This window comes from Limnohabitans sp. G3-2, from assembly GCF_002778275.1.
Lineage (GTDB): Bacteria > Pseudomonadota > Gammaproteobacteria > Burkholderiales > Burkholderiaceae_C > Limnohabitans_A.
On sequence record NZ_NESG01000008.1, the window covers coordinates 124,075 to 143,121 of the forward strand.

Annotated in this window: 25 protein-coding genes and 1 tRNA gene; 10 read left to right on the forward strand and 16 right to left on the reverse strand. The window is 58.1% G+C overall.

The window, feature by feature from the left end; all coding sequences use genetic code 11:
• Nucleotides 1-3: 3 nt before the first annotated feature.
• Nucleotides 4-210, forward strand: coding sequence for a zinc-finger domain-containing protein (locus B9Z31_RS13915; protein WP_100120163.1), 207 nt, complete (start codon nt 4-6; stop codon nt 208-210).
• 16 nt (nt 211-226) lie between these two features.
• Here the strand turns inward: B9Z31_RS13915 and B9Z31_RS13920 are convergent, their stop codons facing one another.
• Nucleotides 227-1,570, reverse strand: coding sequence for an MFS transporter (locus B9Z31_RS13920; RefSeq protein WP_100120164.1), 1,344 nt, complete (start codon nt 1,568-1,570; stop codon nt 227-229).
• A 73-nt stretch (nt 1,571-1,643) separates the two neighbouring features.
• On the opposite strand from B9Z31_RS13920, the gene B9Z31_RS13925 reads away from it, so the two are divergent.
• Entirely contained in the window at nt 1,644-2,510 is an 867-nt protein-coding gene (locus tag B9Z31_RS13925) for a M48 family metallopeptidase (protein ID WP_100120165.1), read from the forward strand.
• Nucleotides 2,511-2,526: 16 nt separating this feature from the next.
• Here B9Z31_RS13925 and B9Z31_RS13930 read toward each other — a convergent pair whose 3' ends face one another.
• Nucleotides 2,527-3,168 carry an MBL fold metallo-hydrolase gene (locus B9Z31_RS13930; protein ID WP_100120166.1) on the reverse strand — a complete coding sequence of 214 codons (642 nt, stop codon included), beginning with the start codon at nt 3,166-3,168 and terminating at the stop codon, nt 2,527-2,529.
• A 111-nt stretch (nt 3,169-3,279) separates the two neighbouring features.
• Here B9Z31_RS13930 and B9Z31_RS13935 point away from each other — a divergent pair, with 111 nt between their 5' ends.
• A complete protein-coding gene (locus B9Z31_RS13935; protein WP_100120167.1) occupies nt 3,280-3,996 on the forward strand; it encodes a methyltransferase in 717 nt (238 codons plus the stop codon).
• 18 nt (nt 3,997-4,014) lie between these two features.
• Here B9Z31_RS13935 and B9Z31_RS13940 read toward each other — a convergent pair whose 3' ends face one another.
• On the reverse strand, nt 4,015-4,818 hold the full coding sequence (locus B9Z31_RS13940) for an exodeoxyribonuclease III (RefSeq protein WP_199174514.1): 804 nt from the start codon (nt 4,816-4,818) through the stop codon (nt 4,015-4,017).
• On the opposite strand from B9Z31_RS13940, the gene pyrE reads away from it, so the two are divergent.
• Nucleotides 4,817-5,521: an orotate phosphoribosyltransferase gene (gene pyrE, locus B9Z31_RS13945; RefSeq protein ID WP_100120168.1), complete on the forward strand. Its 705-nt coding sequence runs from the start codon at nt 4,817-4,819 to the stop codon at nt 5,519-5,521. The genes B9Z31_RS13940 and pyrE overlap by 2 nt on opposite strands.
• Nucleotides 5,522-5,626: 105 nt before the next feature.
• The gene (locus tag B9Z31_RS13950; protein ID WP_199174515.1) at nt 5,627-6,184 is read left to right on the forward strand and encodes a C40 family peptidase; all 558 of its coding nucleotides are present in this window, start codon (nt 5,627-5,629) and stop codon (nt 6,182-6,184) included.
• 51 nt (nt 6,185-6,235) lie between these two features.
• Here the strand turns inward: B9Z31_RS13950 and B9Z31_RS13955 are convergent.
• Nucleotides 6,236-6,311 (reverse strand) — tRNA-Arg (locus B9Z31_RS13955).
• Between the two features lie 140 nt (nt 6,312-6,451).
• On the opposite strand from B9Z31_RS13955, the gene B9Z31_RS13960 reads away from it, so the two are divergent.
• Nucleotides 6,452-6,979 (forward strand): cytochrome c5 family protein, encoded by a 528-nt coding sequence (locus tag B9Z31_RS13960; protein WP_100120170.1) that lies wholly within the window; start codon nt 6,452-6,454, stop codon nt 6,977-6,979.
• Between the two features lie 44 nt (nt 6,980-7,023).
• On the opposite strand, the gene B9Z31_RS13965 is transcribed toward B9Z31_RS13960, so the two are convergent.
• From B9Z31_RS13965 to B9Z31_RS14020, 12 genes are all read right to left on the reverse strand, one after another.
• Entirely contained in the window at nt 7,024-7,572 is a 549-nt protein-coding gene (locus B9Z31_RS13965; RefSeq protein ID WP_100120171.1) for a DUF2946 family protein, read from the reverse strand.
• Nucleotides 7,572-8,579, reverse strand: a complete 1,008-nt coding sequence (locus B9Z31_RS13970) for a YheT family hydrolase (protein ID WP_100120172.1) — start codon at nt 8,577-8,579, stop codon at nt 7,572-7,574. The genes B9Z31_RS13965 and B9Z31_RS13970 overlap by 1 nt, the downstream gene beginning before the upstream one ends.
• A 5-nt stretch (nt 8,580-8,584) precedes the next feature.
• Nucleotides 8,585-9,034: a nuclear transport factor 2 family protein gene (locus tag B9Z31_RS13975; RefSeq protein WP_100120173.1), complete on the reverse strand. Its 450-nt coding sequence runs from the start codon at nt 9,032-9,034 to the stop codon at nt 8,585-8,587.
• Nucleotides 9,035-9,149: 115 nt separating this feature from the next.
• Nucleotides 9,150-9,563 (reverse strand): F0F1 ATP synthase subunit epsilon, encoded by a 414-nt coding sequence (locus B9Z31_RS13980; protein WP_100120174.1) that lies wholly within the window; start codon nt 9,561-9,563, stop codon nt 9,150-9,152.
• Between the two features lie 70 nt (nt 9,564-9,633).
• Complete coding sequence (gene atpD, locus B9Z31_RS13985; protein ID WP_100120175.1) at nt 9,634-11,037, reverse strand: F0F1 ATP synthase subunit beta; 1,404 nt, start codon at nt 11,035-11,037, stop codon at nt 9,634-9,636.
• A gap of 38 nt (nt 11,038-11,075) precedes the next feature.
• Nucleotides 11,076-11,963 (reverse strand): F0F1 ATP synthase subunit gamma, encoded by an 888-nt coding sequence (atpG, locus tag B9Z31_RS13990; RefSeq protein ID WP_100120176.1) that lies wholly within the window; start codon nt 11,961-11,963, stop codon nt 11,076-11,078.
• Nucleotides 11,964-11,990: 27 nt separating this feature from the next.
• Nucleotides 11,991-13,544 carry a F0F1 ATP synthase subunit alpha gene (gene atpA / locus B9Z31_RS13995; RefSeq protein ID WP_100120177.1) on the reverse strand — a complete coding sequence of 518 codons (1,554 nt, stop codon included), beginning with the start codon at nt 13,542-13,544 and terminating at the stop codon, nt 11,991-11,993.
• Nucleotides 13,545-13,586: 42 nt separating this feature from the next.
• The gene (locus tag B9Z31_RS14000; RefSeq protein WP_100120178.1) at nt 13,587-14,117 is read right to left on the reverse strand and encodes a F0F1 ATP synthase subunit delta; all 531 of its coding nucleotides are present in this window, start codon (nt 14,115-14,117) and stop codon (nt 13,587-13,589) included.
• Nucleotides 14,118-14,139: 22 nt separating this feature from the next.
• Complete coding sequence (locus B9Z31_RS14005) at nt 14,140-14,610, reverse strand: F0F1 ATP synthase subunit B (protein ID WP_100120179.1); 471 nt, start codon at nt 14,608-14,610, stop codon at nt 14,140-14,142.
• A 36-nt stretch (nt 14,611-14,646) separates the two neighbouring features.
• Nucleotides 14,647-14,895 carry a F0F1 ATP synthase subunit C gene (atpE, locus tag B9Z31_RS14010; protein ID WP_019426878.1) on the reverse strand — a complete coding sequence of 83 codons (249 nt, stop codon included), beginning with the start codon at nt 14,893-14,895 and terminating at the stop codon, nt 14,647-14,649.
• Between the two features lie 56 nt (nt 14,896-14,951).
• The gene (atpB, locus tag B9Z31_RS14015) at nt 14,952-15,830 is read right to left on the reverse strand and encodes a F0F1 ATP synthase subunit A (protein WP_100120180.1); all 879 of its coding nucleotides are present in this window, start codon (nt 15,828-15,830) and stop codon (nt 14,952-14,954) included.
• Nucleotides 15,831-15,845: 15 nt separating this feature from the next.
• Entirely contained in the window at nt 15,846-16,322 is a 477-nt protein-coding gene (locus tag B9Z31_RS14020) for an ATP synthase subunit I (protein ID WP_233200982.1), read from the reverse strand.
• 231 nt (nt 16,323-16,553) lie between these two features.
• Here B9Z31_RS14020 and B9Z31_RS14025 point away from each other — a divergent pair, with 231 nt between their 5' ends.
• From B9Z31_RS14025 to lipA, 4 genes are read left to right on the forward strand one after another with little or no spacing between them, the layout of a single operon-like run.
• Nucleotides 16,554-17,000 (forward strand): DUF4149 domain-containing protein, encoded by a 447-nt coding sequence (locus B9Z31_RS14025; RefSeq protein WP_100120182.1) that lies wholly within the window; start codon nt 16,554-16,556, stop codon nt 16,998-17,000.
• A 26-nt stretch (nt 17,001-17,026) separates the two neighbouring features.
• The gene (locus tag B9Z31_RS14030; protein ID WP_100120183.1) at nt 17,027-17,326 is read left to right on the forward strand and encodes a DUF493 family protein; all 300 of its coding nucleotides are present in this window, start codon (nt 17,027-17,029) and stop codon (nt 17,324-17,326) included.
• Between the two features lie 2 nt (nt 17,327-17,328).
• Nucleotides 17,329-17,991, forward strand: coding sequence for a lipoyl(octanoyl) transferase LipB (lipB, locus tag B9Z31_RS14035; protein WP_100120184.1), 663 nt, complete (start codon nt 17,329-17,331; stop codon nt 17,989-17,991).
• A 42-nt stretch (nt 17,992-18,033) separates the two neighbouring features.
• On the forward strand, nt 18,034-19,044 hold the full coding sequence (gene lipA / locus B9Z31_RS14040; RefSeq protein WP_100120185.1) for a lipoyl synthase: 1,011 nt from the start codon (nt 18,034-18,036) through the stop codon (nt 19,042-19,044).
• Nucleotides 19,045-19,047 lie beyond the last annotated feature (3 nt).

The following is a 19,047-nucleotide window of genomic DNA, read 5'->3' on the forward strand; positions in this document are numbered from 1 at the left end:
CCCATGAGCAACCCCACTGTTGAACTGCTGGCCACCGACCTGAACCCCCAAGGCGGTGTGTTTTGCCCCAGCCCCAAAGCCGATATGAAACTCTGGAACAGCCACCCCAAGGTCTATCTGGATGTGGCCAAAACCGGCCAGGGCAAGTGCCCTTATTGCGGCACGCTTTACCAGTTGAAAGCGGGTGAAGTGGTGGGTCACCACCACTGAAGCTGCCCAGCAGGCCTTAAGTTTCCTTGGCGTGCACCCGCGAGGCCAAGGCCACCAACAACAGCACCGGCAAGCCCAACCAAGCCGTGGCCGTGAAGAAACTGGCGTAGCCGTGGGCGTCGACAAAGTCGCCCGAAAACCCGGCAATGAACTTGGGCAACAAAAGCATCATGGAGCTGAGCAAGGCGTATTGCGTGGCCGAATAGCTGATGTTGGTGAGTGACGACAAATAAGCGATGAAGGCCGCCGAGGCGATGCCACTGGCCAGGTTGTCGGCCGAGATGACCCAAACCAGGGCCTGCACGTCATGCCCCACACCACTGAGCCAGACAAACAGCATGTTGCTGGCCGCGCTCAAAGCCGCGCCCAACATGAGCACGCGCATGACCCCCCAGCGCGCCGACAAAACGCCACCGACAAAGGCACCGACCAAGGTCATGATGACGCCATACACCTTGGTCACACTGGCCACTTCGGTTTTGGTGAAACCCATGTCCACATAAAACGGGTTGGCCATGATGCCCATGACCACGTCGCTGATGCGGTAAACGGCAATCAAGGCCAACAGCAGCACCGCCTGCCAGCGGTAACGGCGCCAAAAATCAGCAAAGGGTTCGACCACTGCCCCTTTGAGCCACTCGGCCAAGTTGCGCGCAGGCGCAAAGGGTGCGGGCACCGGCTCGGGTGAGGCCAGCACCACCCACATGCCCGGCAGCATGCTCAGGGCCATGACCAAATAAGCCGCTTGCCAGGCCGACTGCACATAGCCCGTGGCTTGCTCGCCTTGGGCCCAGGCCGCCACCCACAAAACACCCGCCCCAGCCCAAATCATGGCCAGGCGATAACCCGTTTGGTAACTGGCCGCCAAAGCCGCTTGGGCATGGGCCTCGGCCGACTCGATGCGGTAAGCGTCCAAGGCAATGTCTTGCGTGGCGGAAGCGATGGCCACGGCCAAAGCACAAGCCACCAAGGGGCCGAGCAGTTGCGATGGATCGTTCAGTGCCATGCCCACCAAACCTCCAGCAATGACGGTTTGCGACAACAGCAGCCAGCTGCGCCTGCGGCCCAAATGCCTCGTCAAGCCTGGAATCGGCAGGCGGTCGACCAAAGGAGCCCACATCCATTTGACGCCATACGCCAACCCCACCCAGCTCAGGTAACCAATGGTGCTGCGGTCAATGCCGGCCTCACGCAGCCTGAAACTGAGTGTGCCCAGCACCAGCAGCAAGGGCAGTCCTGCAGCAAAACCCAATGCCAGCATGCGAAGACAGGCCGGTTGCAAATACAGTTGCAAGGCTTCGCGCCAAGTGCGCACAGCGCTTGGCACGGGCAGATCAGAAGGTGGAAGGTGATGGGCCATGCCGCCATTATCGAATGAGGACCGAAACGCCCTTCAAACGGGGGGGCGCGCCCTTCGCTATCATGGCGTCACCATGTGCTTGATTTGTCACCTCAAAACCGCCTCTGTTGCCCCCGACTCGGGCGACACCCCCTCGCCACTTTGGCAAGCGCGCCGCGCTTTTTTGCTGGCTGCAGGTTCATCGGCGGCCACAGGCGTCTTGGCGCAGGTGGACGTGGGTGCCTCCTCCAGTTTGCGCAAACTGGTGCCTGCCGAAACACTGGAGACCTCTGCACGCCAGCAGTACGCGCAGGTCTTGTCGGAAGCCCGTGCCAAAGGGGCCTTGGCGCCCGATGACCACCCGCAGTTGCAACGCTTACAGACCATTGCACAAAAACTTATTCCCCACGCGGCGCCTTGGAACCCCCGTTCGCGGGACTGGAAGTGGCAGGTCAACCTGATCGGCAGCAAGCAGATCAACGCTTGGTGCATGCCCGGCGGAAAAATTGCCTTCTACACGGGCATCTTGGATCAATTGAAACTGAACGACGACGAAGTCGCCATGATCATGGGGCACGAGATGGCGCACGCCCTGCGCGAGCATGCCCGGGAGCGCTTGGCCAAGAGCCAAGCCACCAGCTTGGGTTTGTCGATTGCATCGCAACTGTTGGGCTTGGGATCGCTGGGCGATGTCGCGGCCAACTTGGGAACGCAACTGCTCACGCTGAAATACAGCCGAGATGACGAAACCGAATCGGACTTGGTGGGCTTGGAAATCGCTGCGCGTGGCGGCTACAAGCCCGAGGCGAGTGTGAGCCTGTGGCAAAAAATGCAAGCGGCCAGTGGCAATGGCAGTCCCTCCTTCTTGTCAACCCACCCCAGTGGTGCCAACCGCATTGAAGAGCTCCAAGCCAACCTGCCGAAGGTGCAACACCTCTACGACAAGGCCCGTCGGGGTTGAGCCCGCACAGAACCCGTCACTTGTCGCGCACGTAGGGGTTGGTCTGCCGTTCACGTCCAAACGTGCTTTCTGGACCGTGACCAGGAATGAACACCGTGTCATGGCCCATGGGCCATAAACGCTGGGTGATGCTGGCGATCAAATCTTCGTGGTTGCCTTGCGGAAAGTCGGTGCGGCCAATGCTGCCAGCGAACAGCACATCCCCCACAAAGGCCCGCTTGATCTCAGGCGAATAAAACACCACATGGCCGGGTGTGTGCCCGGGGCAGTGGCGCACTTGCAAAGTGTGCGCACCCAGTGTCACGCTGTCCCCGTCGGCCAACCAGCGTGTGGTCTGGAAAACCCGTGCGGGTGGGAAGCCATAAGCGGCCGCCGCCTGAGGCAATCCATCGATCCAGAATTGGTCTGCCGGGTGCGGCCCAATGATGGGCAAGCCGCCCATCTGTTCGGCCAGATCGGCCGTGCCGGATGCATGGTCCAGATGACCGTGGGTGATCCAAATTTGCTCCAGCTTCAAGTCGTGTTGCCGCAGCGCGTCCAAAATCTTGTCCAAGTCACCGCCGGGGTCCACCACGGCAGCCTGGCGGCTTTGGTCATCCCAAACCACAGAACAATTTTGCTGGAAGGGCGTGACGGGAATGGTTTGGTATTGGAGCATGGGCAAATTATAGAAAGGGCGGTGCCATGGGTCTCCTTTCGACAAGGGGGTGTACAGTCCAAGCAGCCAGCGCCACGGGGTTGATGTTTTTGCGCTGCACAGAATGTTCTTTTGCACCCTTCCACTCTCGGCTACCTGACCAAGCAGGAAAGCATCTCGGTGTTGGGCGTGGATGACTTGCTCATCCGCTCCCTGCTCGACAACAACCAGTTCCATGACCCGCTGGACGAAGCCTTGAATTTGGGTATTTCATCGGCCACATGGCCCTTGTTTGGCTTGCTTTGGCCTTCGGGTCAGCGCATGGCCGAACGCATGGCCCGTCGGCCGGTCACGCATGAGCGGATTTTGGAAATTGGCTGCGGCTTGGGCTTGTCCAGCTTGATTGCACACCGACGCGGTGCCAACGTCACGGCCAGTGACTGTCACCCACTCACGCATGCTTTTTTAGATGAAAACACCCGATTGAACGGCTTGCCCCCCATGAACTACCGTCATGGTTTGTGGGGCACTGCAGCCGTGCGCGAGGACGGGTTGCCTGTCCTGACTTCGGCCCAAGACGAGGGCGTGAGCGGCCTGTTCGAGTTGATTGTGGGGAGCGATATTTTGTACGAGCGCGACGACGAAGGCACCCTGGCCCACTTCATTGACGCCCACGCTGCTGCGGCTTGCGAAATTTGGGTGGTGGACCCCAACCGTGGCAACCGCGCAGCCTTTCACAGGCACATGGGGCGTGTGGGCTTTCACATGACCGAGCAGGTGCTCGACCAAGTGGCTCACGGTGACCAGGCCGCTTACAAAGGCCGCATGCTCACCTACACCCGCGGCTAAGGGCAAACGGTCTTCGGGTCACAGCAAGCCCTCATACAGGATGCTGACCGGTGCGTGGTCCGAGAACTTCTCGCCCTTGTAAATGTGCTCGGTGCGGGCCTTCTCGGCCACCGCGGGCGTGGCCAGGTGGTAGTCCAGCCGCCAACCTACGTTCTTGGCGTAGGCCTGGCCGCGGTTGCTCCACCAGGTGTAGCAATCGTCGGTCGCCTCAGGTTTCAAACGGCGGTAGACGTCCACCACACCGCCTTCGGTGGTCAGCTGGGTCATCCAAGCACGCTCTTCGGGCAAGAAACCGCTGTTCTTGAGGTTGCCCTTCCAGTTTTTCAGGTCGGCCTGCTGGTGGGCGATGTTCACGTCACTGCACACGATGAAGTCGCGCTCGGCTTTCAGCGCCATCAGGTGGGGGTACATCTTGTCCAAGAAGCGGAACTTGGCCTGCTGCCGCTCGGGGCCTGAGGAGCCACTGGGGAAATACACGCTGATGATGGACAACTTGCGGGCAGGGGTGTCGAAGCGCGTTTCCACGTAACGGCCTTCGGCGTCGAATTCGCCACCATCAAAGCCGACCCGCACATCGCTGGGCTCGTGCCGCGTGTAGACGCCCACACCAGAGTAGCCCTTTTTTTCGGCAAAGTGAAAGTGGCCTTTCAAGCCCGCGAGTTCTTCAAACTTGCCGGCCACATCGGCCGCTTGGGCTTTGACCTCTTGCACACAAATACAATCGGGCTTCTCTTGCGCCAGCCAGGCTTCGACCCCTTTGGTCGTGGCTGAACGAATGCCGTTGAGGTTGAGGCTGGTGAGTTTGAACAAGGATTTCCCCATGGTGACAGGACAGGCAAGCAACGCCCCTATGCAGGCGCTCGCTCAGGAATTTGTGCAGTTTGCAGTCGACTCGGGTGTGCTGCGCTTTGGCGAATTCAAAACCAAAGCCGGGCGCATGAGCCCTTATTTCTTCAACGCGGGCCTGTTTGACGATGGCGCCAAACTCAGCCGACTGGCGCAATTCTATGCAAAAGCCCTGCTGGCCAGCGGCATCGAATTCGACATGATTTTCGGCCCGGCTTACAAAGGCATCCCTCTGGGCGCGGCCGTGGCCATCGAACTGGCCCGCTTGGGCAAAAACGTGCCCTTTGCTTACAACCGCAAGGAGGCCAAGGACCACGGGGAAGGCGGCTCTCTGGTGGGCGCACCCCTCCAAGGGCGCGTGCTGATCGTGGACGATGTGATGAGCGCCGGTACCGCAGCGCGTGAATCGATTGCCCTCATTCAGGCCGCTGGGGCCACGGCCCATGCCATTGCCATTGCGCTGGACCGCCAGGAAATGGCGACCGAAAAACAAGCCGACGGCTCGGTCCGAGATGTGCCCCACAGCGCCGTTCAATATGTGCGCCAGACCTTGGGCATGGGCGTTTGCTGCATTGCAGAACTGTCGGACCTGTTGGCTTATTTGTCAGCCCAAAGCGGCAGCGAAGTGGGCTTGCACCTGCCCAAGGTGCAGGCATACCGAGACCGCTACGGGGTTTGAGGTGGTGTGCCCAGCGGAGGGTTTCGTGCATCGGCCTGCCGCGGTGCGGCCAAGGCCCATGGGCTTGGTATCATGTTCCCCCCATGCACCCCCATTCAAACCGTGATGTCTAAGGCTGTTGCTCTGGCCGCGAGCCTCCTGTTGACCGTCTCACTGTGCTTTGCAGCGCCTGAAGACGCACAGGCGCCCGTGGACAAACGCGCCCTCGATTCGGTCAATTTGCTGTTGTTGGGCGACCAAGTCAAGAACACGGTGGGTGAAAAAACCAACCAGATGCTGGGCAAAGCCATGACGCTGCTGGGCGTCCCCTACAAACGTGGCGGTTCTTCTTCAGACACCGGGTTTGATTGCAGCGGTTTTGTTCGCCACATTTACGAGACCTCTGTGGGCAGATTGCTGCCGCGTCGCGCCGACGAGCAAGCCAAAACCACAGAAAAAATTGACCGCAGTGAACTCAACCCCGGCGACTTGGTCTTCTTCAACACCATGCGCCGCACTTTCAGCCATGTGGGCATCTACATTGGCGACGGCAAATTCATCCATGCACCCAGCGCAGGCAAAGCCGTGCGTGTGGACGATCTGCGCGCGGCCTATTGGACCAAGCGCTTCACCGGTGCACGGCGTGTCCAGGAGCCCTTGGCTTCCGACGCATCGGCCCCCTGATCTAAGGGTCTGAACAAAAACGCCACCGCAAAGGGTGGCGAAGTGAGAAGTTGGTGCGGCTGGCGGGGATCGAACCCACGACCCTTGGCTTCGGAGGCCAATACTCTATCCACTGAGCTACAGCCGCAATAGTTGGGTGCAAGCATTATCACATGGCTTGTCATTCGTCCTGTGACTTGAAAGCTCGGTGAAGGGCAGGCCGCTATAATCTTGGGTTGATGACGGACCATCCGAAGGCCTTTCGGCCACGCCCTACAAGAGGATTTCATGAGCGACAACAGCCACGATCACCACGAAGCACACACAGGCCCCGTGAAAACGCCCAAGCAAATGCTTTTACTCAGCCTTGCTTCTTTCATCATCCCTGTGTTCATCATCATTGGCTTGGTGTTTTATGTCACCTCGGCCAACAAGACCGCGCCCGGCGCGAGTGACAGTGAAAAGTCTGTGGCTCAGCGCATCCAAAAAATCGGCTCCATTGAAGTTCGCGATGCGAACCGCCCATTGAAGGCGGGTGAAGAGGTTTACAAAGCCCAGTGCGTGGCTTGTCACGCTGCAGGCGCTGCCGGTGCGCCTAAATTTGCAGATGCTGCCGCTTGGGGTTCTCGCATCAAGCAAGGCTTGGAGACCTTGGTGACTTCCGCACTCAAAGGCAAAGGCGCCATGGGCGCTCAGTCGGGTGGTGACTTCAACGACATCGAAATCGCACGCGCGGTGGTTTACATGGCAAACAATGCCGGTGCCAAATTTGATGAACCTGCAGCGCCTGCTGCGGCCAGCGCAGAGAAAAAGTGATCTTTCACTGACGCCTCCAAGAACCGACCTGAGGGTCGGTTTTTTTATGCCCGTTGTGCCTGGGCCAGGGCTTGCGGACTGATCACGTACCCGTATCGCTGGGGCAAATCCTGAGACTCGCAATCCATCAAGGTCCAGCGGCCTTGCTCCAAAGCGTTGGCCACGTGAGCGACGTCCATGGAGTGGACCAAGCCCAGGCCCAAGTCGGTGTCGAGATAGACCCGTCCCACTTCGTCCATCAGGCACGCCCGCACGCGCGTCACTTCTCCGGTCTGGGCCGTGGGCGTGCACGCGTCATCCAGGCGCCAGACATAGGGCGTCAGCGCCAACTCCACGTAGACCCTTTGCGGGCCATTTTGGAAGAACCATTGCCCCTTTTCATTCGAGGCGTAATTGCGATGGATGAACGCCAGCAATTTTTCATGCGTCAGCACCGAGCCTTTGGCGCCAGGAACTGCACTTTGGAACAAACCCAAGCGCTGCACACGGTCATCTCGCATGTGCCAATGCCCCCGGCTGTCCAAGCCCAACCAGCCATAACAGTCAGGCACATCGGGCCACTTGGCCATGGCTTGTTTGACGATGTCATCCATCACAGGGCTCGCTTCAGCAACGCCGCTTGTCCGGCTGCGGCGATCAGCCACCCCCCCACGGCATCGGGCAGTCCACGCACATGGCCGGGCCATGCCCCTTGCGCAAACCCCACATGACCCCCATGCCGGGGATGCCACAAGGTGACTGCCGAGGACACATCCTTGTGTTGGGGCAAACTGTGTGCAGGCACGAAGGGGTCATTTTGGGCATTCAAGGCCAAAGCAGGCAGTTGGATGTTTTTCATGAGCGGCTTGGCAGAGGCCTTTGACCAGTAGTCGTCGGTGTTTTTGAAACCGTGCAAGGGTGCGGTAAAGACATTGTCGAACGCGTACAGATCACGCGCCGCCAACATTTTTTGGGCATCGAACAAGCCCGGATGTTGGGCCAATTTGGCCATGGCCCTGGGTTTCATGCTGCGCAAAAACATGCGGGTGTAGATTTGTCGGTTCAATCCCTGACCGATGGCTTTTCCACTTTCGGTCAAATCCAGGGGAGAGCAGATGGACGCAATGGCATCGGCCGCTTGCAAAGCCATTTGACCGTGCTCTGCCGCCCAACGCATCAAGGCATTGCCGCCCAGCGATACCCCTGCTGCCACCAAAGTTTGCCCACCTTTTTGTTGGTGCCGATGTCTCAGTTTCCTCAAAATCCATTCGATTTCTGAGTGGTCCCCTGAATGGTAGGCCCTTGGGGCATGGTTCAGTTCGCCACTGCACCCCCTGAAATGGGGCAAAGCGAAGTTCAAATCATTTTCAGCAGCCCAATCTGCAAAAGCCACCGCGTAATGGCTACTTGATGAACCCTCCAGCCCATGAAAGAGCACCACAAAGGGACGCTGGGGACTGCTGGCATGCTGCAGGTCGACATCGATGAAGTCGCCGTCTGGCGTCGTCCAGCGCTCTCGGACTTTTGCCAATACGGGGCCCCAGTTCCGACGCGAAAACAATGCGGGCCAAATGGTCTGCGCATGACCGCCCGGCAACCAAGCGGGTGTTTCAAAGTTCATCGCTGTCAATGCAAGACCTGGGGCTTAACACCCACATCTGCCGCATCGTTCGGCGTTCCCGGACTGGTGTGGTGTGCCACCATGCGCCAACCTTGCGGTGTCTTGTGGTACACATTGGTCGCGATCACATAGGCGAGCTGTCGACCTTGGGGCGTCATGACCTCAACCCGTTCCACCAAATGGTGAACTGCGCTCGCCAAGGACTCGATTTTGTGAATTCTCTCGGGGTGCGCCTGCACACTGCCATGGCTGAACATGCTTTCAAAAGTGGCGCGTATGGCCCCTGGCCCCACCAGACGAGGCCCACCCGGGTGCACACAAACGATGTCCTCCTCATCGGCCCAACACCCCATGAGTTGCTCGATGTCTGCGTTGTGCAGCGCTTCGTAGAAAAGGTGTTCCACGTCATCTGGGGTTCCCCCCACAATGGCAGCTTGTAGTTTGGCTCGTTTCATGATGCGATCTAGTCTACACGTGTGGGATGTGCGTCAGACAACAAAAAACCCGGTCACATCTCTGCGCCGGGTTCGAATGCAGCTTGTCTGGCAAGCCATCCACTTGTTCAGTGGTTTACTTTTTGCGGTACTTGCGCAGCGCAGACAATTGCGCCGCCAGAACAGCCAATTCTGAAGTGGCACGGGCCATGTCAATTTCACTGCTGGCGTTCTTCAAAGCCTCTTCGGCCAAGGCTTTGGCTGCGTTGGCTTTCTCTTCGTCGAGGTCTTTGCCGCGGATCGCGGTGTCAGACAGCACGGTCACGCAGTCGGGCTGCACTTCCAAAATGCCACCCGCAACGAAAACAAATTCTTCGCCACCGTCTGCCGTCTCGATGCGAACCGAGCCGGCTTTGATGCGGGTGATCAAGGGGGTATGGCGCGGGTAAATGCCCAATTCGCCAGACTCGCCGGGCAAGGCCACAAAACGGGCTTCACCCGAATAGATGGACTCTTCGGCACTGACCACATCAACGTGGATGGTGTTCATGTTTACTCCTTAAAAAGGTGCGTTCAAGCGGAATTCGAGGAGGCTGGATCAGCCACCCCGAGGCTCTGCTTTAGGCTGCCTTTTTGGCCTTTTCGAAAGCTTCGTCGATGGTACCGACCATGTAGAAAGCTTGCTCTGGCAGGTGATCGCACTCGCCGGCCACAATCATCTTGAAGCCACGGATGGTTTCAGCCAATGTGACGTACTTGCCAGGAGAGCCCGTGAACACTTCAGCCACGTGGAAAGGCTGCGACAGGAAACGCTGGATCTTGCGGGCACGGGCCACGGCCAACTTGTCCTCAGGTGCCAAGTCGTCCATGCCCATGATGGCGATGATGTCGCGCAGTTCACGGTAACGCTGCAATGTGCCTTGCACCGCACGGGCTGTTTCGTAGTGGTCCAAACCGACCACCAGGGGGTCCAACTGGCGGCTGGTGGAGTCCAAAGGATCCACAGCAGGGTAGATACCCAGCGAAGCGATGTCACGGGACAACACCACGGTGGAGTCCAAGTGCGCGAAGGTGGTCGCTGGCGATGGATCGGTCAAGTCATCGGCTGGCACGTAAACGGCTTGTATCGATGTGATCGAACCCACTTTGGTCGATGTGATGCGCTCTTGCAAACGGCCCATTTCTTCGGCCAATGTAGGCTGGTAACCCACAGCGGAAGGCATACGGCCCAACAAGGCGGACACTTCGGTACCGGCCAAGGTGTAGCGGTAGATGTTGTCCACGAAGAACAACACGTCTTTGCCTTCGTCGCGGAAGGATTCGGCGATGGTCAGACCGGTCAAGGCGACGCGCAGACGGTTGCCTGGTGGCTCGTTCATTTGACCGTACACCATGGCCACTTTGGACTCGGGCAGGTTCTCGAGGTTCACCACGCCGGAGTCGGCCATCTCGTGGTAGAAGTCGTTGCCTTCACGGGTACGCTCACCCACACCCGCAAACACGGACAAGCCGCTGTGCGCCTTGGCGATGTTGTTGATGAGTTCCATCATGTTCACGGTCTTGCCCACACCGGCACCACCGAACAAGCCGACCTTACCGCCTTTGGCGAACGGGCAAACCAAGTCAATCACTTTGATGCCGGTTTCCAGCAGTTCTTGAGATGGGCTCAGCTCGTCATACGCGGGGGCTTTGCGGTGAATCGAAGCGGTCAGCTCCTGGCTCACAGGGCCACGTTCGTCGATGGGGGAACCCAACACGTCCATGATGCGGCCCAGTGTGGCTTTGCCCACTGGAACGGTGATGGCTTTACCGGTGTTGGACACGATCAGGCCACGACGCAGACCGTCGGAGGAACCGAGCGCAATGGTACGCACGATGCCGTCGCCGAGTTGTTGTTGCACTTCCAGGGTCAGCGCGGAGCCTTCCATTTTGAGTGCGTCATAAACCTTGGGCATCTGGTTGCGTGGAAATTCCACGTCGACCACAGCGCCAATACACTGAACAATTTTTCCTTGGGCTTGCATTTTTCGCTCCAAATAATTTGAATTTGCTGAACTGGGGATCAGCCGCTGATCGCAGCTGCGCCAGAGACGATTTCCGACAGTTCTTTGGTGATGGCTGCCTGACGGGTCTTGTTGTAAACGAGTTTGAGCTCGCCAATCACATTGCCGGCGTTGTCCGTGGCGGCCTTCATGGCCACCATGCGCGCAGCGTGTTCCGAAGCCATGTTTTCAGCCACGGCTTGGTAAGCCAGGGCTTCCGCATAACGGATCAACAAATCGTCAATAACCGACTGGGCATCGGGCTCATAGATGTAATCCCATCCATGGGCCACTGCACCTGCCGCCTTGGTTTCTGCTTCCATTTTGGAAGAAGACAGTGGCAACAACTGGTCGATGGTGGGCACTTGTGCCATGGTGCTGACAAACTTGTTGTAGCACAGGTACACAGCGCTCACCTCACCCGCGGCGTAAGCATCGAGCAGCACCTTGACGGGGCCAATCAACTTTTCCAGGTGAGGCTTATCGCCCAAATGGGTCACATTGGCCACCACTTTGGCATTGACGCGGTTCAGGAAACCCAAACCTTTGCCACCGATGGCCACGGCCATCGGCGTCTTGCCTTCGGCCTGCGCTTCACGCAATTTACCCGTCACGGCGCGCAGCAGGTTGGTGTTCAAGCCACCGCACAAGCCTTTGTCCGTGGTCACCACAATGAAGCCGACGGACTTGCCGTCGTTTTGCTTCATGAAGGCGTGCACGTACTCAGGATTGGCCTGCCCGAGATGAGTCGCAATGGTGCGAATCTTCTCGCTGTAAGGACGGGCCGTGCGCATACGCTCCTGCGCCTTGCGCATTTTGGAGACGGAAATCATCTCCATGGCCTTGGTGATCTTCTTGGTGTTTTCCACCGATTTGATCTTGGTGCGTAGTTCCTTGCCCGATGCCATCAGCGGCTCCTTTTGATCAGGTAGAAATTAAGCAAAGCTTTTCTTGAAAGCGGCCACAGCGGTGTTCAATTCGGCTTCTGCCTCTTTGTCCAAAGCTTTGGAGCTCTCGATTTTGGCCAGCAATGCAGCGCACTTGTCTTTCAAGTAAGCGTGCAAGCCGTGCTCAAAAGCCAAGACTTTCTTGACATCGATGTCGTCCATGAAACCTTTGTTCACGGCAAACAGGCTGGCGCCCATCAAGCTGATCGACAAGGGGCTGTACTGGGCTTGCTTGAGCAATTCGGTCACGCGGGCACCGCGGTCCAGCTGCTTGCGTGTGGATTCGTCCAGATCGGAAGCGAACTGCGCGAACGCAGCCAATTCACGGTACTGGGCCAAATCGGTACGGATACCGCCAGACTGGCCTTTGATGACCTTGGTCTGTGCGGAGCTACCGACGCGAGACACCGAGATACCGGCATTGATCGCAGGGCGGATACCGGCGTTGAACAAGGAAGTTTCCAAGAAGATCTGACCGTCGGTGATCGAAATCACGTTGGTAGGCACGAAGGCAGACACGTCACCGGCTTGGGTTTCGATGATGGGCAAAGCCGTCAAGGAACCTGTTTTTCCAGTCACAGCACCTTTGGTGAAGGCTTCGACGTAGTCGGCGTTCACGCGGGCTGCACGCTCGAGCAAACGGCTGTGGAGATAGAACACGTCGCCAGGGTAAGCTTCGCGGCCTGGTGGGCGACGCAAGAGCAAAGACACTTGGCGGTAAGCCACCGCTTGCTTGGACAGATCGTCATAAACGATCAGAGCGTCTTCGCCACGGTCGCGGAAGTATTCGCCCATGGTGCAGCCAGAGTAGGCCGACACATACTGCATGGCAGCCGATTCAGAAGCCGAAGCAGCCACGACGATGGTGTATTCCATCGCGCCAGCTTGCTCCAAAGCGCGCACCACGTTCTTGATCGACGAGGCTTTTTGGCCAATCGCGACGTAAACGCAGGTCATGTTCTGACCTTTTTGGTTGATGATGGCATCGATCGCGACGGCAGTCTTGCCGGTCTGACGGTCGCCAATGATCAATTCGCGCTGACCACGGCCCACGGGCACCATGGAGTCGATCGATTTCAGGCCGGTTTGCATCGGCTGGTCCACCGATTTACGTGCGATCACGCCTGGGGCGACTTTTTCGATCACGTCGGTCATCTTGGCATTGATGGGGCCTTTGCCGTCGATCGGCTGACCCAAAGCGTTCACCACGCGGCCAATCAGTTCAGGGCCCACGGGCACTTCCAGAATACGGCCTGTGCACTTGACAGTGTCGCCTTCGGAGATGTGCTCGTACTCACCCAAGATCACGGCACCGACCGAGTCACGCTCGAGGTTCAGGGCCAGACCAAATGTGGCAGCACCATCCGCAGTCGCGGGGAATTCGAGCATTTCGCCCTGCATCACATCCGACAAACCGTGGACGCGAACGATACCGTCGGTCACCGACACCACAGTGCCTTGGTTGCGGATATCGGCGCTGGCGGACAGCCCTTCGATGCGGCTCTTGATCAGTTCAGAAATTTCTGCGGGATTGAGTTGCATGACTCTTTCCTTCTTTCTTTAAATATGTCCGGTCTCGTCCGCTTATGCGGAGAGGGCCGATTTCATTTGTTCCAGTCGGGCTATGACAGAGGTGTCAAGCACCTCGTCACCCACCACCACACGAATACCACCAATCAAGGCGGCATCAAGCTCGACGCTCACATTGAGCTTGCGCGCAAAGCGTTTTTCGAGCGTGGACGACAAATCGGCCAAAGCCGACGCGTCGATGGGAAATGCGCTGTAAACAACTGCATCCGCAGTGCCACCTTGCGCATTCATCAGTGCCCGGTACTGCTGTGCGACGACAGGCAGTGCACTGAGACGGCGGTTTTCGATCACCAGATGCAGGAAGTTCTTGCCAGCCTCGGGCAGTGCTGTACGAAGCACGCCAGAGATCAGCTCGAATGCCTGCTCATCGGACACTTTGGGGCTGTCAACAAACTGTTGCAATTGCGCGTTTTCCGCAACGGCGGCCAGTTCGTCCAGCCAAGCGGCCGTGCCAGCAAGATCGGATGCCTGCGCTTTGAAAAGCGCTTCGGCATAAGGGCGGGCGATGGTAGCAAGTTCTGCCATGGTCTTCTCTGGCTGGAGCTTCTTACAGCTCGGTCTTGAGGCGGCTCAGCAGATCAGCGTGGACACCGGCATTGACTTCCTTGCGGAGAATCTGCTCGGCGCCTTTCACGGCCAAAGCTGCAACCTGCTCGCGCAGGGCTTCACGTGCTTTGACAGCTTCCTGCTCAGCTTCAGCTTTTGCAGCGGCGATGATCTTGTTGCCTTCTTCGGTGGCTCGTGCTTTGGCTTCGTCAACGATGCCATTTGCACGGCGCTCGGCATCTGCCAAGCGCGAAGCCGTCTCGGTGCGCGACTGGGCCAGTTCGGCTTCAACACGCGCATTGGCGTTGCTGAGTTCGGCTTTGGCTTTGTCGGCGGCAGCGAGGCCGTCAGCGATTTTCTGTGCCCGTTCGTCGAGCGCTTTTGTGATCGGGGGCCACACGAATTTCATCGTGAACCACACCAGAATCGCAAAAACGATCATCTGAATGAACAGAGTAGCGTTAATGTTCACGGTTCAATCCTTCTTCTGTTGGAAGAGGTACGTGGATTACTTCAAAACGAAGGGGTTGGCGAAGGCGAACAGCAAAGCAATGGCCACACCGATCAAGAAGGCAGCGTCGATCAGACCGGCCAACAAGAACATTTTGGTCTGCAATTCGTTCATCAACTCTGGCTGACGTGCGCCGGATTCGAGGAATTTGCCACCCATCATGCCGATGCCGATAGAGGCGCCCAAAGCACCCAAACCAACGATCAAACCACAAGCCAATGCCACCAGGCCGAGAATGTTTTCCATGAGAAGCTCCTAAAGTGAGTGGAAAAAGAAAGAAAAAAACAAAGGGAAAATTGTCATCAATGCGCGTCGTGCGCTTGGCCTGTGTAGACCAGCGTCAACATCATAAAGATGAAAGCTTGCAAGGTGATGACCAAGATATGGAACAAGGTCCATACGGTACCGCCGAGGATGTGACCGATGGCCAAACCCACACCAGTTGCTGACAATGCCCAGCCACCACCCATGAGGGCAATCAACATGAACACCAACTCACCCGCAAACATGTTGCCAAACAGTCGCATGCCATGCGACACCGTCTTGGCCAAATATTCAATCATCTGCATCAAGAAATTGATCGGGTACAGCGCCCAGTGGTCGCCAAATGGGGCCGAAATGAGCTCATGCACCCAGCCGCCCAGACCCTTGATCTTGATGTTGTAGAACAAGCAAATCAGCAGCACAGAGCACGACAGGCCCAAGGTTGAAGACAAGTCAGCGGTGGGCACCACGCGCATGTAATCTTTGAAACCCAAAGCTGGACCGGCAGCATGCCAAACACCTGGGAGCAAGTCCACAGGCAACATGTCCATGGCGTTCATCAGGAAAATCCAAACAAACACGGTCAAGGCCAAAGGTGAGATCAACTTGCGGCTGTTGGCGTTGTGGATCACGCCCTTGGCTTGGTTCTCAACCATTTCCGAGAGCAACTCCACAGCCGCTTGGAAGCGACCTGGCACACCCGATGTGGCTTTGCGAGCAGCCGACCACAAGAGGAAACAGCCCACGACACCCAACAACACCGACAACACCACCGAGTCGAGGTTGAACAAACTGAAATCGACGATGCTTGTTTGCTTGACGCCTTCAAATGAGAAATTCATTTGCAGATGTTGCAAGTGATGCTGGATGTACTCTCCAGCCGTTGGGGCATGCGCGCCAGCGTTTTCAGCAGACATAAATCACCAATCAGTTCAATATAAGGTCGGCTTCGATTTCCGTTGCATCCAGCCCAGCGCCATGGCCAGCCAGTACACCTTGATCGTCACCACGAAGCTGGCCACCAAGGCGAGCCAGCTCAAATCAGATACCACTTTAGGCGCCACCAAAAGCAACGCCACGGTCAAAATGATTTTGACCAACTCCCAGGTGAACAAACCCACCAGCGCCACTTTGGGTTGGGCAATGCGCATCTGCCGGCTCAAAGCCCTGACAAACACCATGGCCGGTATCACCACCGCCACCACACCCCAAGCCACAGAAGCAGCCAATCGCCGCTCATCCGTCAACAGCCATGTCAGCAAAACCATCAAGCCGCCTACACCCGCTTGCAATGCGACGATGCGCCAAGGCATCAATGCAGGATTTTTCAGCCGCCAAGCTTGCGCCTCATCGGCTGTCAGGGGCTTGAATTCAGGCTCCTCGACACCATCTGCTTCACTTGATTTCACTTGGTCTGGAACCGTTTGGGAATTTGAGGCGATCTCAGTCATCTCAATGGGCACCCCAGTTGCAAGTGCGTCAAATGTTGCAAAGCCTCGGATTCTATACGTAAAAACCCGTGCTTTCCATTTTTTTGGCTCTGATGCTCGCAAGTTGCAAGGTTTGCGTGCATTCTCTGGTGCCTTCACAAATTTTGGTGGGACTCAATTTGAAGACCGCACCACCTCAAGGTCATCTGTATGTACGAATGGTTTAAATTTTTGCACTTGGGCGCAGGCATCGTCTGGCTGGGCGGTATGGCGCTGGTGATTTTGGCGCTGCGTCCTGTGGCCATCCAACGCCTGCCCCCGCCAGAGCGTCTGGCCTTGATGTCGGGCGTCTTATCCCGCTTTTTTGTCATGGTCTGGCTCTGCATCGCCCTGATTTTGGCGACGGGTTTTTGGATGCTGTCAGGCACCGACATGAAGCTCGCTCCGCGCGGTTGGCACGCCATGTCGGGGCTGGGCGTGTTGATGTGCCTTGTTTTTGCGCACATTTGGTTGGCGCCGTTTCGCCGCCTGAAAGCAGCTGTCGCAGCCGAGGACTGGCCTCAAGCCGGCAAGGCCTTGGGGCAGATCCACCCCCTGGTGCTGACCAATTTCGCGCTGGGCTGGGCCGCGGTCTTGGCGGTCGTCGTCTGGCGTTAAGCTTGGCAGACTCCACGGAATCATTCATGAGCGCATCCATCCAACCTCCCGCTGGCATCGACCCGCGAAAAGACACCCTGATTGAGTACCCCTCGGTCTTCCCGATCAAGGTCATGGGCGCCATGGTCGACGGCTTTGCCGAAGCCATGTGCCAGGTGGCCCTGCAATTCGATCCGGGCTTTGACCCTGCCACCATCGAGTTGCGCCCCAGCAAAGGTGGCAACTATCTGGGCGTGACGCTCAGCATCACGGCCACCAGCCGCGAACAACTCGACGATCTGTACCGCGCACTGACCTCGCACCCGATGGTCAAAATCGTGCTTTGAGCATGGACACCCGGCTTCTTGGGCAAGTGGACTACCTGCCAACCTACGAAGCCATGCAGGCCTTCACGGCCACCCGCACCCCAGACACGCCCAATGAGCTTTGGCTGTGCGAACACCCGCCTGTGTTCACCCAAGGGCTGGCGGGTCAAGCCTCGCACCTCTTGATGCCTGGCGACATTCCGGTGGTGCAAACCAACCGGGGCGGGCAAGTCACGTTTCATGGCCCCGGCCAAGTCATGGCTTACCCCTTGGTCAACCTGCAACGCGCCGGGTACTACGTCAAAGAATATGTCTTCAAGCTGGAAGAGTCGGTCATCCGGACTTTGGCGCATTACGGCGTCACAGGCCACCGGGTGGCGGGTGCGCCAGGCATTTATGTGCGCTTGGACGACCCCTTCAGCCACGCGGCGCTGGTCGGCCCGGCTCCCGCCAACGACCCCTTCAAAGGCCTGGGCAAGATCAGCGCCTTGGGCATCAAAGTCAGCCGCCACTGCACGTACCACGGCGCGGCTTTGAACGTGGCCATGGACCTTCAACCCTTCGAGCGTATCAACCCCTGTGGGTATGCCGGCCTGAAAACCGTGGACCTTTTTACAATCGGTGTTGAAACCACCTGGGACGATGCTGCCCGTGTGCTGGCAGGCCAACTCGCCGCCCGACTCTGAAACGCCCCTGACCTGCCGCCGAGCGGCGACCGAAAGAATCCGATGAGCAACACCCCGACCGAACGCCAAGTGGTGCGCGAAGCGCAAAGCGTTGACAACTACGACCCCATGGCCAAGCAAAAGGCTGCCGCCAAACTCTCGCGCATTCCGGTCAAGGTGGAGCAAGCCGAAGTGCTCAAAAAACCCGAGTGGATCCGCGTCAAGGCGGGCTCGCCCACCACCCGCTTTTACGAAATCAAGGACGTGCTGCGCGCCAACAAACTGGTGACCGTGTGCGAAGAAGCCAGCTGCCCCAACATCGGTGAATGTTTCGGCAAGGGCACGGCCACCTTCATGATCATGGGCGACAAGTGCACACGCCGCTGCCCGTTTTGCGACGTGGGCCACGGCCGCCCCGACCCGCTGGATGTGAACGAGCCCGACAACCTGGCCAAGACCATTGCGCAACTGAAGCTGCAATACGTGGTCATCACCAGCGTGGACCGCGATGACCTGCGCGATGGCGGTGCCGGACACTTTGTGGAATGCATCCGCAAAACCCGCGAGCTTTCACCCAGCACGCAAATCGAAGTGCTGGTGCCCGACTTTCGGGGGCGTGACGACCGCGCGCTCGAGATCCTGAAGGCCGCGCCGCCCGACGTGATGAACCACAACATGGAAACCGTGCCGCGCCTGTACAAAGAAGCACGCCCAGGCTCGGACTACCAGTTCTCGCTGAACTTGCTGAAAAAATTCAAGGCCTTGTTTCCGAACGTGCCCACCAAGAGCGGCCTGATGGTGGGCCTGGGCGAGACCGACGAAGAAATCCTGGAGGTCATGCGCGACATGCGCGCGCACCACATCGAGATGCTGACCATTGGCCAGTACTTGGCGCCCAGCAACAGCCACTTGCCCGTGCGCCGCTACGTGCACCCCGACACCTTCAAAATGTTCGAAGCCAAAGCTTATGAGATGGGGTTTTCGCACGCCGCCGTGGGCGCCATGGTGCGCAGCAGCTACCACGCAGACCAACAAGCCCACTCGGCGCAAATGAGTTTGGCCGACAAGGCCTGAGCC

What these genes read in the sequence shown, in the direction of transcription:
- atpB (WP_100120180.1), bottom strand. Translation starts at nt 15,830, where the DNA reads ATGTCTGCTGAAAACGCTGGCGCGCATGCCCCAACGGCTGGAGAGTAC.
- pyrE (WP_100120168.1), top strand. Translation starts at nt 4,817, where the DNA reads ATGGTGACAGGACAGGCAAGCAACGCCCCTATGCAGGCGCTCGCTCAG.
- lipA (WP_100120185.1), top strand. Translation starts at nt 18,034, where the DNA reads ATGAGCAACACCCCGACCGAACGCCAAGTGGTGCGCGAAGCGCAAAGC.
- atpA (WP_100120177.1), bottom strand. Translation starts at nt 13,544, where the DNA reads ATGCAACTCAATCCCGCAGAAATTTCTGAACTGATCAAGAGCCGCATC.
- B9Z31_RS13930 (WP_100120166.1), bottom strand. Translation starts at nt 3,168, where the DNA reads ATGCTCCAATACCAAACCATTCCCGTCACGCCCTTCCAGCAAAATTGT.
- B9Z31_RS14030 (WP_100120183.1), top strand. Translation starts at nt 17,027, where the DNA reads ATGAGCGCATCCATCCAACCTCCCGCTGGCATCGACCCGCGAAAAGAC.
- B9Z31_RS14025 (WP_100120182.1), top strand. Translation starts at nt 16,554, where the DNA reads ATGTACGAATGGTTTAAATTTTTGCACTTGGGCGCAGGCATCGTCTGG.
- B9Z31_RS13975 (WP_100120173.1), bottom strand. Translation starts at nt 9,034, where the DNA reads ATGAAACGAGCCAAACTACAAGCTGCCATTGTGGGGGGAACCCCAGAT.
- B9Z31_RS13970 (WP_100120172.1), bottom strand. Translation starts at nt 8,579, where the DNA reads ATGAACTTTGAAACACCCGCTTGGTTGCCGGGCGGTCATGCGCAGACC.
- atpD (WP_100120175.1), bottom strand. Translation starts at nt 11,037, where the DNA reads ATGCAAGCCCAAGGAAAAATTGTTCAGTGTATTGGCGCTGTGGTCGAC.
- B9Z31_RS13915 (WP_100120163.1), top strand. Translation starts at nt 4, where the DNA reads ATGAGCAACCCCACTGTTGAACTGCTGGCCACCGACCTGAACCCCCAA.
- B9Z31_RS13960 (WP_100120170.1), top strand. Translation starts at nt 6,452, where the DNA reads ATGAGCGACAACAGCCACGATCACCACGAAGCACACACAGGCCCCGTG.
- lipB (WP_100120184.1), top strand. Translation starts at nt 17,329, where the DNA reads ATGGACACCCGGCTTCTTGGGCAAGTGGACTACCTGCCAACCTACGAA.
- B9Z31_RS14000 (WP_100120178.1), bottom strand. Translation starts at nt 14,117, where the DNA reads ATGGCAGAACTTGCTACCATCGCCCGCCCTTATGCCGAAGCGCTTTTC.
- B9Z31_RS13920 (WP_100120164.1), bottom strand. Translation starts at nt 1,570, where the DNA reads ATGGCCCATCACCTTCCACCTTCTGATCTGCCCGTGCCAAGCGCTGTG.
- B9Z31_RS13950 (WP_199174515.1), top strand. Translation starts at nt 5,627, where the DNA reads ATGTCTAAGGCTGTTGCTCTGGCCGCGAGCCTCCTGTTGACCGTCTCA.
- B9Z31_RS13980 (WP_100120174.1), bottom strand. Translation starts at nt 9,563, where the DNA reads ATGAACACCATCCACGTTGATGTGGTCAGTGCCGAAGAGTCCATCTAT.
- atpE (WP_019426878.1), bottom strand. Translation starts at nt 14,895, where the DNA reads ATGGAAAACATTCTCGGCCTGGTGGCATTGGCTTGTGGTTTGATCGTT.
- B9Z31_RS13925 (WP_100120165.1), top strand. Translation starts at nt 1,644, where the DNA reads ATGTGCTTGATTTGTCACCTCAAAACCGCCTCTGTTGCCCCCGACTCG.
- B9Z31_RS13940 (WP_199174514.1), bottom strand. Translation starts at nt 4,818, where the DNA reads ATGGGGAAATCCTTGTTCAAACTCACCAGCCTCAACCTCAACGGCATT.
- atpG (WP_100120176.1), bottom strand. Translation starts at nt 11,963, where the DNA reads ATGGCATCGGGCAAGGAACTACGCACCAAGATCAAATCGGTGGAAAAC.
- B9Z31_RS13965 (WP_100120171.1), bottom strand. Translation starts at nt 7,572, where the DNA reads ATGGATGACATCGTCAAACAAGCCATGGCCAAGTGGCCCGATGTGCCT.